Origin of the sequence: Pseudoxanthomonas sp. UC19_8 (assembly GCF_042700505.1) — a bacterium.
Lineage (GTDB): Bacteria > Pseudomonadota > Gammaproteobacteria > Xanthomonadales > Xanthomonadaceae > Pseudoxanthomonas_A > Pseudoxanthomonas_A winnipegensis.
The window spans coordinates 2,247,813-2,260,619 of the sequence record NZ_CP170559.1; the positions used below are offsets into that span (position 1 = coordinate 2,247,813).

The window sequence follows — 12,807 nt, forward strand, 5'->3', positions numbered from 1 at the left end:
GCCGCCATGATACGACCTGACCCATCCGCCCTTGTGGTGAACCGTTTACCAGCAGTTGGCGACGGTATCGCCGGAGGCGGTCTTGACGTTGGCCTGGTTGATGCTCAGCGCGCCGCAGCTGTCCGCCGCCTGGATCGGCGTGGGCGTGGCGGTGAGCGTGAAGGTACTGGCACCCTGACCGGACAGCACCAGGGTGTAGCGCGGGCTGGAGGCCTCGCGCGGCGAAGCATTGTTCGGCAGGGCGAAGCCGAGATAGGTGTTGTTGGCGGTATGGAAGCGCTCGGCCAGGCCGGCATCCTCGGCCAGATCCGCCTTGGCCTGCGCCCGGTAGCTGCGCAGCACGTAGCGCGTATAGGACGGATAGGCGATCGCCGCCAGGATGGCGACCACCGCCACCACGATCATCAGCTCCACCAGGGTGAAGCCGCGCACGCTGTCGTGCCTGCTGGACATCGTCTTCGCGCCTCTCTTCCGTTGCTATTTCAGCTGGCGCCAGGACTGGCGCCCGCACGGCACGCTGCCGTACAGGCCGGTGACGCTGCCGTTGGCGATGCCGGCGACCGTGCACTGGCCGGTCTGCTGCGTGCCCGCGCTTTCCACGCCGCGCAGCCAACCCAGCGACAGCACCGGCGCGGTCGAGGTGGCCGTGGCCGAGGTGTTGGAGGACGCGCTGGCGCTGACCGCGCCGCAGCTGGCGGTGCAGATCGCGTTGCCGTTGGCGTCGGTCAGTCCCGACATCGCCCCGCCGCCGGTCAGCACGCCCAGCCCATACAGCCAGTTCTCGCCGCCGCCCGAGCAGTTGTTGCCCACCGTGGGCGTATAGGTGGCGAAATACACCACGCCGCTGAGCAGATAAGGCGTGCCGATGAAGCGCTCGCCCTGCGCATCCGAGCCGACCTCCAGATCCACATACCAGCCGCGGCTGTTGGCGTAGTTGACCGGGTTGCTCGACACCGCGCGCGCGGCGTAGTTGGACGAGGGCGAGCTGGTCGCGGTGACGCTCTGCCCGACCAGCGCCGAGCGGCCGCCGACCGGCGTGCTCAGGTTGTCCTGGATGCCGTACAGGCTCTGCACGCTGACGCTGGAGGCATCGCCGTTGACGAAGTAGCGGCCGGTGCCGAAGTACACCATGACCCCGCCGGCGCCGGAGGCGGCCTCCTTCAGCAGCAGATGGCCGGTGATCGGCTGCTCGTTGCCCTGCGCGTCGACGGCGCTGTACAACGGTTTTCCGCCGAAGCCCACCGACCAGGCGGATGGATCGGTGGCACTGAGGTCGAACTTCCACACGTTGCCGCGCAGGTCGCCGGCATAGACGGTGTCGGCCAGGCCCTGGCCGTTGCCCAGCGCGGCCACCGCCACGTTGACGATGCCGTTCTTGCCCAGGTACGCGCCCGCGGTCGGGGCCAGCCTGCTGATCACCTGGCCGGTGCCGACATCGACCACGTACAGCACCGGGTTGCCGTTCACCGAATTGGCGCAGTTGCCGAAGATCGCCACGAAGCGCACGCCGCTGCTGGTCCTGACCGGCACCACCACGGCAGACCCCAGCACCTGGCCCAGATTGGCATCGTTCTGGCCGGACAGCTCCCACAGCACGCTGGCCGCGCTCACGGCCGTGGGATCGGTGACGTCCAGCGCGAACACCGAACCCTGCGGCAGCGTGCCGGCGTTGGTCTCGCTGGCACCGCCCGCGCCGGTCGACCCGATCGCCACGGTGCGCCAGGCGCCGCCGTAGTAGGCATCGCCCACCGACACCGGGCCGTCCACGTAATAGCGATGCTGGAAGCCGCTGGTGGCGTTGGTGATGCTGGTCACCGGGTCGGCCAGTTCGCCCAGATGCTGGCGTGCGCTGTAGGGCACGAAGCCGAACAGCTCATTGCCGCCGTTGCCGGTGCTGGCGTCGAAGCCGTGCAGCATGCCGTCGTTGGCCCCCACGTAAACGGCCGGCGTGCGGCCGGCCTTCCTGCGTCAGGAAGGCCTTGTAGCTGGTGGCCAGGCCGGTCAGGCCCGTGGTCGAGCCCCAGGCCGCGCCATAGCCGTAGTCGTCGGTCGGCAGCGAGACCACCGGGCCGGAATTGACGATGTCGCCCAGCCGCGAGGAACGCGTGCGCAGCGTGCTGTTGCTCTGCCCCTTCAGATACGCCAGCAGGCTGTCGACCGTGGTGCTGCCGAGCCAGGCCTGGGTATCGCTGTCGCCGGTGTTCAGGCCCAGGGCCGCCATCTGCGCGGTGCGCGAGCCGCCGGGGATGTTGGTCGAGACCAGCGCGCCGGTCTTGACCGCCATGCTGACGCTGCCATCGCCCCGGATCAGGGTCGGCGCGATCGCGGTGAAGAGGTTGCGGCTGGTGTCCGGGCTGGCGACGGCGTCGAGCTTGTTGGCCGCCGACCACAGCCGGGCCTTGGTCTGCAGCGAGGTGGCGATGACATCGCCGGTCCAGTCGTTGTCGCTGCCCGCCGCGAACGAGGCGTAGACCGAGAACGCGTTGCTGTCGATGCTGCTGCTGGACGAATTGCCGGACACCGCCACCGCGCTGCTGGCGGCCGAATCGAAGATCTGCTGCAGGCGCGTCTTGAGCTTGGTCGGATCGCGCGCGAGGAAGTAACCATCCGGCGTGCCGCTGGTGGCGCTGTCCCATTCGCCCGCGTCGGGCTTGCCGTTGCCGTTGCGGTCGGTGAAGTTGCCGTACTTGGCCGCGAACCACAGCGGGTTCTGCAGCACGCCGGTATTGCCGCTGCCGGTAGTGAACAGATAGACCTTGGGCCGGCTCCACCGGCCGTACTGCGCGCTGGTGGCGGTCAGGTAGGAGCCATCGTTGCTGCCCGGGCGCAGCAGATCGCGGTAGGTGCCGTCGGCCCCGGAGCCGGTCACGGTGAAGCCGGAGAGCAGCGCGTTGCCCGCATAGGCCGACAGCAGCTCGACGCGCAGCATCATCTGGCCACCACCCACCGCCGGCTTGTCGCCGCTGCCGGTGCACAGGGCCGAATCCGAGCGCCAGCAGATGTCGTAGCCGGTATAGGTCGCATCGTTGACCCCACCGGTGCTGGTGCAGGCGCTGCCCACGCAGAAGCTGAGCATGGTGACCACGTCGTTGTCGTGGTCGTTGCCCCACAGCGAATCCTCCCACACGATCTTGTAGCTGCCGGCGACCAGATTGCCGCTGCCGTCGTACTGCAGATCGCGACCATAGACATAGCGCGGCGAGACCTGTGAGGCGGTCTTGCCGGCGCCGATGTTGCCCAGCGTGCAGGTGCGCCAGCCGCTGCTGGTCGCGGTAGCCGAGCCATTGTTGTTGGCCTGGCACACCGGCGAGATGGTGATGAAGGAGCCACCGACCGGAATCCTGAAGGTGGGCAGGCTCTCGGCCATCTGCACCGCGTAGGTGCGCACCACGTTCTTGTAGCTGGCGGTCTTGCCGTTGCTGCCCACCAGGTCCGGACGCAGGTCGGTAGTGGCCGCCTTGAAGGCCAGGCCGGCGATGCGGTAGCTGCCTTCGGTGGAAGGCGCATCCGGGCACAGGCCCAGCACCTTGCCCAGGCTGGTCACCGTCTGCGACTGGCAGTAGTCGGCATAGGTGTCCGCGGGCGCGCCCACCGCCAGCGTATTGGTGATGCGGCCGGCGAAATAGCTGCCGCCGGTGATGCCCTCGTCATCGCCCACGGTCTTGGTCGCCGAGTCCGCATCCAGGCTGAGGCTGCTGCTCCTGCCGGTGACGGTGGGGATCTCGTCGCTGTCGAACGAAGGCACGCCGGAGGACAGCACCAGGATGCTGCAGCTGGAACAGTAGGAATAGCCCAGCCCGTTGCCGGAGGCCGCGCCGTAGGGATCCTTCCAGGTCAGCCCCACCGGAATGCTGCGCGCGCTGTCGGCGCTGCTGTTGGTGCCGAAGGCCGCGGTCTTGCTGCCGCCGGCGATGTACTTGAGCGCCTCGCCGTACATCTCCGCCAGCGGATTGCCCCAGGCGCTGCAGGCGTAGCCGGAACTGTTGCCCGGGTCGTTCAGATAGCCGTTGCCGGCGCCGGCGGGATAGCCGTTGCGGTTGAGGATGCCGTAGGTGCCGCAGTCGTTCCAGACCGAGCCGGTCCAGCCGACCGTGCTGGCGCCGTTCTTGTAGCTGATCGTGAAGTTGTCCACCGCCTTGACGATGCCCTCGTCGCCGGCGGCGGTGCTGATCAGGTAGCAGAAGCGCCCGTTCTGGGTGTTGACCTCATCGCCGGTGGCGCAGGCGCTGGTACCGTTGCCGGCGAAGCGCCCGATGTTCCGGCGCAGCACGCCGCCGGCGCGCGGCTGGTCGTAGGTACCGCTGATCAGGCCGAAGCGCAGCTTGCCGCTCTCGCCGTACTGCTGCAGCAGCCCGGCAGGCCGGTAGTAGGTGTAGGTGCCGTCGCTGTAGCTGCGGCAGAACGATTCGCGCAGGCTGGCATCGCTGTTGTCGCACACGTCCACGCGGACGCTGAAATCCTGCTTCACGCTGCTCGGGTCGTCGGTGGTCGAGCCCACCGTGCACTGGCTGTTCGAGGTGGCCGCCCATTCGGTATAGCTGCCGGCGGCCGCGCGCATCAGCGGCGCCCCGCCGACCGACAGCGAGGCGTTGCAGAAGGACATGGTGGAGGTGTACGGCGTGTACTGGCCGATGTCGCTGCCCGAATACACCTTCACCCAGGCATGCAGGTCGTTGGGCACATAGGACCGCTCGAGGATGGTCTGGTAGGCACCCTTGCCGCCGACCGTGTCGGTGCTGCGCTTGCCGCCGTACAGCACATAGCGCAGCAGGTCCAGCCGGCTCATCGTGGCCCAGTTGAGGAAGTTGCCCGACCAGGTCCCCGCACACTGGTGCGCATTGGCCCCGCTGGCCGCGGCGGCCGCCTTGAACACCGAGCCGGTGTAGGCGTAGCAGAGATTGGGATCGAAGTAGCCGGAATAGCTGAAGGTGTCGGTATAGGTGGTGTCGATCCGCCCGTCGCCATCCAGGTCGGTGTAATCCGAGTAGGCGCGGTTGAACAGCTGCTCGTCGCGCGACATCACCATCATCATCAGCGGCGGCTCGCTGTCGCCCAGATACATCGGGCTCTGCGACATGGCGAAGTCGCTGGTGGACGCCAGCAGCGGCATGAACACCATCAGCAGCAGCGCGATCGCGGCCACGGCGCGCAACAGCCGCAGCGGAGCGCGGGCGGGCAGGTCCGGGGAGGTCATGGGATATAGATCGTCTGGACGACCGCGGTGGCGGCCGGGCTGGAGGGCGTGTCGACGGCCAGCGAGGTGATCTCGTAGGCGCTGCCGACCGAGCTTGCGTCGAGCGTGGCCCCCAGGTTGCTCGAGGTGCCTGTGGTGGCGTCGCAGACCAGGCGACGCACGTACACCGCATTGGCGGCGCCCTGCGTCCGCGACCACGCCAGGGCATCGAAGGTGCAGGCCGTGCTGTCCTTGGTCACGGAGAGGGCCGAGGCCTTCAGCGCGGCCTCCTTCTGCCTGGCCTGCGCCTCGGCGTTCTGGAAGGCCAGATCGGACTGGCGGTAGTTGGAGGCCATCTTTTCCTGCATCGAGGCCACCGTCATGCCGCTCAGCCCCAGCAGGGCCAGCAGCAACAGCATGACCAGGGCGACATACAGGATCGCACCGGCTTGCCGGCCCGGCGTGCGCGGCGCACGGAGCTTGCGCTCAGTTTCCATAGAGGCGGTTCCGCAACGTGACGGTGGACTGGTAGACCGAGCGCGCGCGCGCATCGTCCGGCGTGATGAAGGTGACGCCCTGGGTGGTCAGGCGGTTGTCGGCCGTGGCCTGGGTGGCCGACGCAGGTTCCGGGCTGGCCATCACCAGCCCGATCTGCACACTGACCACCCGGCGCCAGGCCTTCTCCGGATCGCCCATCGAGGCATCGACCTGGGCCGAGGTCAGCAGTTGGGTCACCGCGCCGCTGGGCGTGGTGCCGGAGGCCTGATCCTGACCGTAGAGCAGCTGCATGTTCTCCACGCCTTCGACCAGTTCCTCGGACTGGGTGGTCAGCGCGCCGCCCGGCGCGGCCGTGAAGCGGACCCGATACAGCGAGGGACGCTGGGTCTGGCTGTTGAGGCCGACGTAGTACACCTCGCTCTCGGCGCGATACAGCTCGGCCCCCTGCGGGAACTTGAAGTTGACGTTGGCCAGGCCGGCATTGAGCGCCGTCGCTCCCACCGACACGCTCGCCGCCGGAGACACGGCGGCGGCCTGGAAGACGATGGCGTTGTCGCAGGTGGTGATGCCGAACAGGCCTGGCGCTGCGATGCCGCCCTTGAACAGCGTCCAGTCCGCGGCGCTGGGCGAGATGGCGAACGTGGGGGTCGCGCCGTTGACCGCCGTGGCGATGGGCAGGCCCTGCCCTTCCAGATAGCGCAGCACCAGGATGTCGCTGCCGGCGACGCGGTTGGTCAAGGCGGCGGCGATCTGCGCTGGCAGCGCCGGGGTGAAGCTGCCGCCCACCGTGGGGGTGCTGCTCAGGGTCACCGTGGTCCCCGGCGTGGTCCCGTTCGCCCCATAGCCGCGCACGGCGAAGTTGAACTGCAGCGCGGCGTCGGCGCCGGCGCCGAAGGTGGTGCGCGTGGTCAGCAGCGAGGATCCGTCGCGGGTCAGGATGGTGTCGCTGCTGCAGCCCATGTGCCCGGCCATGCGCAGGTCCCGGCTCAGGTAGTCCATGGCGAAGCGGCCGCCCTCCTGCAGGCGCGCCTGCGCCTTGGCCAGGCGATAGGCGTTGCTGGAGGCCGAGAAGACCTGCACCACGCCCAGCAGCAGCAGCAAGCCGATCAGCAGGGCGATCATCAGCTCGATCAGCGACAGGCCCGCCTGCCTGGAGCGGGATGTCCGGCGAAGGCGGCTCATAGCGTCGTGCTCGTGCTGAAGACCTGCTGGCCAGTCGAGGCGGCGTTGCCGCGATCGTCGGTCCAGCTGATCGACACCGTCAGCGTCGTCGCATCGCCGCTGGGCGTCTGGGTGACAGTGGCCGAGGCATCGGCCCCGAGCGCGCGACCCAGCTGGCATTGCCAGAGCGTCTTGAAGGTCGCCGCGGTCATCGCGCCGGTCGCCAGCGCGCAGGCGCTGGCGTCGGCGGTCCCGGTATACGTGGTGGCGTAGGCCGCGACGGACTTGCGATCCGCGCGCACCTGGTCCAGCAAGGTGTCGGCCAGCTGCGTGGCCTTGGTGCGGTAGTTGGCGCTCTCGGTGTAGCGCACGTTGACCACCTGCAGCATCGCGAAGCCGAGCAGCCCGACCGCCAGCACCAGCAGGGCGATCAGGACCTCCAGCAGGGTGAAGCCGCCCTGGTTTCGAGCGCGGGCACTCACCGGATAGGTCACAGCCTTCACGAGCAGGCTCCCGAGACCACCTTCACCGAGCCGGTCGCGGCCACGGTGATGTCGCGGCGCAGTCCCGCCGCGCCGCTCGCGCAGTCCACCGGCTGCAGGCTCAGCACCTGATCCACGGCTGAGGCACGGCGCCCGCGCGAATCGAAGTTCACCACCGCCCCGCCGGTCCCGCTCAGCTGCAGCCGGTCGTTGCCGGCCTCGTAGCGCACCACCGGCTCGCCCGCGCTCAGGACCCCGTCGCCATTGGTGTCGTCCCACACCAGCCAGCCGCCGGACCAGCTGGCCGCGCAGCTGCTGCCGTCGGTGCTGGGACACAGCCCGGATGCCTGGATCGTGCGAATGGCCTCGGACCGGGCCAGGGCCAGCCCGGCCACCAGCGAATTGGCCTGGGTCGTCAGCTGGGTCTGCTGGATGACCGACTTGAAGCTGGGAAAGGCGATGGCCGCCAGGATGGCGAGCACCACCACCACGACCATCAGCTCGAGCAGGGTGAAGCCCGCGCTCCCGCCGCGCCATCCTCCGGCGCGCCAGGCCCTGGCCCCCCTTCCGAACCGTTCGCAAGCATCCACCGGCATGCCCCCCCTGCGCACGAGCCGGGCACCTCCACGGCTTGGCGAGCGCGGGCGCACGCTAATCCCGGCCAGGCCGCGGCCGATGACCGTCTTTTGCGGCATGTGTCGCCGGCACGCAGCGCGGGCAAGCAAAGGCAGGAGCGCGCCCGCGACACCGATGAGCGGTCGGCGGCGCGCCGTGAACGGATGGCGCCCCCACGCCTGGGGACGCGCACGGTAGAATCGCCGTTCATGCACCAGACTGCCACCATGACCCCGCTCCCCACCCGTACCGGCCCGCGCGCGGCCATCCTGGCCATCCTGGCCGCCGTGATGATCGCCACCCGCCTGCACCTGCCGGCGCTGTCCACGCACATCGGCGCGCTGCCCGATGCCTCCTGGGCGGTGTTCTTCATGGCCGGGTTCTACCTGCGCGGCTGGTCGCGCTGGGCCTTCCCGCTGTTCATGGCGCTGGCGGTGGGCGTGGACTACGCCGTCATCACCGGCCAGGGTCTGGAGTTCTGGAAGCACTACTGCGTCTCGCCGGCCTACTGGTGCCTGGTGCCGGCCTATCTGGCCCTGTGGCTCGGCGGCAGCCTGACCGCGCGCGCCGCCGCCCGCCTGCGCCAGGAGCGCACCCTCGGCGTGGCCGTGGTCGCGCTGGTGGCCTCGGTGGCGGTCTGCCACCTGATCAGCCAGGGCAGCTTCTACTGGCTCAGCGACAGCGTGCCGCAGCCGGCGACGCTGGCCGGCTGGTGGAAGAACTACTCCGACTGGTTCTGGCCCTTCCTGCGCAGCACCGCCATCTACGTCGGCCTGGGCGTGATCGTCCATGTGGGCGTGCAGCAGGTCGTGCGCCTGGCCCGACCGCAGGACCGCACCGCCGGCTGAAGCCGGCGCGCCGCGCATGGGACACCGCCTGTCGCGCATCTATACGCGGACCGGAGACGACGGCACCACCGGCCTGGGCGACGGCAGCCGCACCGGCAAGGATTCGGCCCGCGTGAGCGCCTACGGCACCGTGGACGAGGCCAACTCGGCCATCGGCGTGGTGCTGGCCGCGCCCGGCGTGGCCAACGACATCCAGGCGCTGCTGACCACGGTCCAGCACCAGCTGTTCGACCTGGGCGGCGAGCTGTGCATCCCGGGCCATGCGGCCATCACCGCGGCCGACGTGGACGCGCTGGAGCGCCAGCTGGACGGTTACAACGAGCACCTGCCGCCGCTGAAGGACTTCATCCTGCCGGCCGGCGGTGAGGCGGCCGCGCGCTGCCACCTGGCCCGCACCATCGTGCGCCGGGCCGAACGCGAGACCGTGGCGCTGTCGCGCCTGGAGCCGGTGCGGCCGGAGGCGATCGGCTATCTCAACCGCCTCTCGGACCTGCTGTTCGTGCTGGCCCGCGTGCTGGCCCGCGCCGATGGCGCCGGCGAAGTGCTGTGGGACCACCGGCGCCGGCTCGCCGCGCCGTGATCATCCTGACCCACCCGGCCTGCCTGGGCCACGACCCCGGCCCCGAGCATCCCGAACGCCAGGCCAGGCTGGAGGTCGTGCTCGAGGCGCTGCGCCGCGACCACGGCGACCTGGACTGGCGGGAGGCGCCCTCGGCCAAGCTCGGCGACCTGCGCCGGGTCCACACGCCCGAGCACATCCAGGCGGTGATGGAACACGATTTCAGCGGGCATGTGATGCTCGACCCGGACACGGTGGTCAGCCCGGGCTCGCGCGCCGCGGCGCTGCGCGCGGCCGGGGCGGTGATCGCCGCGGTCGATGCGGTGATGGACGGGCGCGACCCGGCCGCCTTCTGCGCCGTGCGCCCGCCCGGCCACCACGCCACCGCCAGCACGGCGATGGGCTTCTGCCTGCTCAACAACATCGCCATCGGCGCGGCCTATGCCTGCGAGCACCACCGGCTGGAGCGCGTGGCGGTGGTGGATTTCGATGTGCACCACGGCAACGGCACCCAGGCCATCTTCCAGGACGACCCGCGGGTGGCCTATTTCAGCAGCCACGAGTCGGGGCTGTTCCCCTACAGCGGGGCCCCGTCCGAACGCGGCGTCGGCAACGTGCTCAACGCCCTGCTGCCGCCGGGCAGCGGCAGCTTCGCCTTCCGCAACCTGTGGGAGGACCGGATGCTGCCGGCGATCGAGGCCTTCCGCCCGCAGCTGGTCATGATCTCGGCCGGGTTCGACGCCCATATGCGCGATCCGCTGGCCGACCTGATGCTGGACACCGAGGATTTCGACTGGATCACACGGCGCCTGCGCCAGATCGCGCAGACCCACGCCGGCGGCCGCATCGTCTCGGCGCTGGAGGGCGGCTACGACCTGGACGCCCTGCGCGAGTGCGCCAGCGCGCACGTGGCGGCGCTGCGCTGACGGCCGCAGAGCCTGCCCTGAACCCGAGCCGGCCGTTGTCGGCGCGTCTTCATTGCCCCGTCCATCCCGATACGGCAAGCTAACGGCCGTTTTTCGTCCGGATTCCCCAACGCGTGCGCCGAGCCTTTCGCCTGCTGCCCATTCCGTTCAGCATTGCCCTGGCCCTGCCGGCCATGGCCGCGGATGAAAAACCCGTCAGCTACGCGCTGTGCCCGGTCCAGGATGCGATCCCCGCCTTCGACGGGGCGCCCGCCGCCGTCGCGCCGAAGGACCAGGCCGCCCAGCGCCAGCAGAGCCAGCTGCTGCCCACCGATGTGACCGGCGACACGCTCAACGGCAACAACATCGACGGCACCGCCAACTACCAGGGCAATGTGCGCCTGATCCGTGGCGATCAGTTTCTCAATGCCGACAACCTCTTCCTCAACCAGGAGGAAGGCACCTACACCGCCGACGGCAACGTGCGCTACCAGGACTCGGGCATCCGCGTCATCGCCAAGCGCGCCAGCGGCAACCAGAACGACGACTCGCATCACATCGAGGACGTGCAGTACCAGCTGATCTCCCGCCGCGGCAACGGCGTGGCCGACACGATCAACATGGTCGGCCCGCAGGGCGAGCTGATGGGCTCGACCTATACCACCTGCGACCCGGAAGACCCGGCCTGGCAGCGCTGGTACCTGCGCTCGCGCGAGATCGACGTCAACACCGACGAAGGCTTCGCCACCGCGCACCACGCGGTGGTGCGCATCGGCAGCGTGCCGATCCTGTACGCGCCCTGGTTCAAGTTCCCGATCGACGACCGCCGCCAGACCGGCCTGCTGTTCCCGCGCGTGGGCCTGTCGGGCAAGAACGGCCTGAGCTACGAGCAGCCGATCTACCTCAACCTGGCGCCCAACTACGACTCCACGCTGTATCCGCGCTACATGAGCGACCGCGGCGTGGTGTTCGGCGGCGAGTTCCGCTACCTCTACCACGGCGGCGAAGGCAAGCTGGAAGGCGCCTGGATGCCCAGCGACGACCTGGTGCGCCGCCGCGCCCGCGACTACGCCAACGCCCTGCCCGGCAGCGGCGACGAGAACATCTACAACGATCCTCTGCAGGACAAGAACCGCGGCTTCTTCCGTTTCCGTGGCCATCACGACCTCAGCAGCACCTGGCAGGCCCGCGCCGACTTCTCCTGGATCAGCGACTCGCGCTATCTGGAGGACAACGGCGGCATCTCCAACGGCACCAACGGCGGCTACGGTTATGCCACCTCGGCCCTGACCAGCACCGTGGGCATCTACGGGCGCTCCCAGTACTGGAACGCCGGTGCCGAGACGATCACCTACACCTCGGCCGACTACACCGTCGACAAGGCCACCCTGCCCTATAACAGCCTGCCGCGGCTGTTCTTCAACTACGACCGGCCGGTGCTGGACTGGCTGACCGTGGGCTTCAAGAGCGACCTGAGCCGCTTCGACCACAGCGAGAAGGATGGCGGCAGCCGCCTGGACCTCAAGCCGTATGTGTCGCTGCCGCTGCGCGGCGCGGCCTGGTTCATCGAGCCGGGCCTGGCCTATCGCTACACCGCCTACCACCTGGAGCAGGGCCTGGCCGACCAGCTCGGCGGCGACCGCTCGCCGACCCGCTCCACGCCCATCGCCACGGTGGACGCCGGGCTGTTCTTCGACCGCGACACGCAGTGGGGCGACACGCCCTACCTGCAGACGCTGGAGCCGCGGCTGTATTACCTCAACGTGCCCTACCGCAACCAGAACAACCTGCCGCTGTTCGACACCGGCGACATGACCTATAGCTGGGGCCAGCTGTTCCGCGACAACCGCTTCTCCGGCGCCGACCGCCAGACCGATGCCAACCAGCTGACCCTGGCGCTGACCAGCCGCAGCATCCGCCAGACCGACGGCCTGGAGAAGTTCAACATCAGCCTGGGCCAGATCCTCTATTTCGAGGATTCCAATGTCCTGCTGAACCAGAACTCGCAGCCGATCGAGAAGGGCAAGTCGGCCTGGATCGTCGACTCCAACTACATGCCCACCGACCGCTGGACGCTGGGCGCGTCCTACCAGTACGACGCCAAGAACAGCCGCGCCGACCTGATCAGCTTCCGTTCGCGCTATCTGATCGGCAACGACGGCGTGGTCAACCTGTCCTACCGCTACCGCCGCGACCTGCTCAAGCAGGCCGACCTGTCCTTCCTCTACCCGATCAACCCGGTGTGGAGCGTGGTCGGACGCTACTACTACTCCTTCCAGGACAACAAGGTGCTGGAAGCGATCGGCGGCGTGCAGTGGGACAGCTGCTGCCTGGCCGTACGCCTGCTCGGCCGTCATTACGTGCGCAATCGCCAAGGCGATTCGGACAACCAGATCCAGATGGAGTTCGTGCTCAAGGGCCTGTCCTCGCTGGGCCAGAACACGGACAAGACCTTGCGCCGTGGTATTCTCGGCTATTACCGCGACGACCTGTATCTGGTGCCTCCCAGCGTCGCCGCCCCGGATCTCGACGACAACGACGACACCGGTTCCGATCCGTTCTGAAG

11 protein-coding genes are annotated in these 12,807 nt (G+C 69.0%); 4 read left to right on the forward strand and 7 right to left on the reverse strand.

All coding sequences use genetic code 11. The features are described 5' to 3' along the window. Positions 1 to 45: 45 nt before the first annotated feature. Genes ACFJIT_RS09820 through ACFJIT_RS09850 form a run of 7 tightly spaced genes read right to left on the reverse strand, consistent with a single transcriptional unit; the run spans position 46 to position 8,009 of the window. Positions 46 to 453, reverse strand: coding sequence for a type IV pilin protein (locus tag ACFJIT_RS09820; RefSeq protein ID WP_379653523.1), 408 nt, complete (start codon positions 451 to 453; stop codon positions 46 to 48). Between the two features lie 24 nt (positions 454 to 477). Beyond that, positions 478 to 1,935 (reverse strand): pilus assembly protein, encoded by a 1,458-nt coding sequence (locus tag ACFJIT_RS09825; RefSeq protein WP_379653524.1) that lies wholly within the window; start codon positions 1,933 to 1,935, stop codon positions 478 to 480. After that, complete coding sequence (locus tag ACFJIT_RS09830; RefSeq protein WP_379653525.1) at positions 1,874 to 5,194, reverse strand: hypothetical protein; 3,321 nt, start codon at positions 5,192 to 5,194, stop codon at positions 1,874 to 1,876. The genes ACFJIT_RS09825 and ACFJIT_RS09830 overlap by 62 nt, the downstream gene beginning before the upstream one ends. Next, a complete protein-coding gene (locus tag ACFJIT_RS09835) occupies positions 5,191 to 5,670 on the reverse strand; it encodes a PilX N-terminal domain-containing pilus assembly protein (RefSeq protein ID WP_130519218.1) in 480 nt (159 codons plus the stop codon). Before ACFJIT_RS09835 ends, ACFJIT_RS09830 begins: the two co-directional genes overlap by 4 nt. Next, complete coding sequence (locus ACFJIT_RS09840; protein WP_130519220.1) at positions 5,660 to 6,853, reverse strand: PilW family protein; 1,194 nt, start codon at positions 6,851 to 6,853, stop codon at positions 5,660 to 5,662. The genes ACFJIT_RS09835 and ACFJIT_RS09840 overlap by 11 nt, the downstream gene beginning before the upstream one ends. Then, a complete protein-coding gene (pilV, locus tag ACFJIT_RS09845; RefSeq protein WP_379653526.1) occupies positions 6,850 to 7,335 on the reverse strand; it encodes a type IV pilus modification protein PilV in 486 nt (161 codons plus the stop codon). Before pilV ends, ACFJIT_RS09840 begins: the two co-directional genes overlap by 4 nt. Next, complete coding sequence (locus tag ACFJIT_RS09850; RefSeq protein WP_379653527.1) at positions 7,332 to 8,009, reverse strand: GspH/FimT family protein; 678 nt, start codon at positions 8,007 to 8,009, stop codon at positions 7,332 to 7,334. Before ACFJIT_RS09850 ends, pilV begins: the two co-directional genes overlap by 4 nt. A 147-nt stretch (positions 8,010 to 8,156) precedes the next feature. On the opposite strand from ACFJIT_RS09850, the gene ACFJIT_RS09855 reads away from it, so the two are divergent. From ACFJIT_RS09855 to lptD, 4 genes are all read left to right on the forward strand, one after another. Next, positions 8,157 to 8,777, forward strand: a complete 621-nt coding sequence (locus ACFJIT_RS09855; RefSeq protein ID WP_379653528.1) for a hypothetical protein — start codon at positions 8,157 to 8,159, stop codon at positions 8,775 to 8,777. A 16-nt stretch (positions 8,778 to 8,793) separates the two neighbouring features. Then, entirely contained in the window at positions 8,794 to 9,357 is a 564-nt protein-coding gene (locus ACFJIT_RS09860; RefSeq protein WP_130523606.1) for a cob(I)yrinic acid a,c-diamide adenosyltransferase, read from the forward strand. Further along, positions 9,354 to 10,262: a histone deacetylase family protein gene (locus ACFJIT_RS09865; protein ID WP_379653529.1), complete on the forward strand. Its 909-nt coding sequence runs from the start codon at positions 9,354 to 9,356 to the stop codon at positions 10,260 to 10,262. Before ACFJIT_RS09860 ends, ACFJIT_RS09865 begins: the two co-directional genes overlap by 4 nt. Positions 10,263 to 10,375: 113 nt before the next feature. Continuing rightward, on the forward strand, positions 10,376 to 12,805 hold the full coding sequence (gene lptD / locus ACFJIT_RS09870) for an LPS assembly protein LptD (protein ID WP_130523604.1): 2,430 nt from the start codon (positions 10,376 to 10,378) through the stop codon (positions 12,803 to 12,805). Positions 12,806 to 12,807: the final 2 nt, after the last annotated feature.

Excerpts from the sequence above, each read along its gene's own strand:
- ACFJIT_RS09820 (WP_379653523.1), bottom strand. The coding sequence starts at position 453 with ATGTCCAGCAGGCACGACAGCGTGCGCGGCTTCACCCTGGTGGAGCTG.
- ACFJIT_RS09830 (WP_379653525.1), bottom strand. The coding sequence starts at position 5,194 with ATGACCTCCCCGGACCTGCCCGCCCGCGCTCCGCTGCGGCTGTTGCGC.
- ACFJIT_RS09835 (WP_130519218.1), bottom strand. The coding sequence starts at position 5,670 with ATGGAAACTGAGCGCAAGCTCCGTGCGCCGCGCACGCCGGGCCGGCAA.
- ACFJIT_RS09840 (WP_130519220.1), bottom strand. The coding sequence starts at position 6,853 with ATGAGCCGCCTTCGCCGGACATCCCGCTCCAGGCAGGCGGGCCTGTCG.
- ACFJIT_RS09850 (WP_379653527.1), bottom strand. The coding sequence starts at position 8,009 with ATGCCGCAAAAGACGGTCATCGGCCGCGGCCTGGCCGGGATTAGCGTG.
- ACFJIT_RS09855 (WP_379653528.1), top strand. The coding sequence starts at position 8,157 with ATGACCCCGCTCCCCACCCGTACCGGCCCGCGCGCGGCCATCCTGGCC.
- ACFJIT_RS09860 (WP_130523606.1), top strand. The coding sequence starts at position 8,794 with ATGGGACACCGCCTGTCGCGCATCTATACGCGGACCGGAGACGACGGC.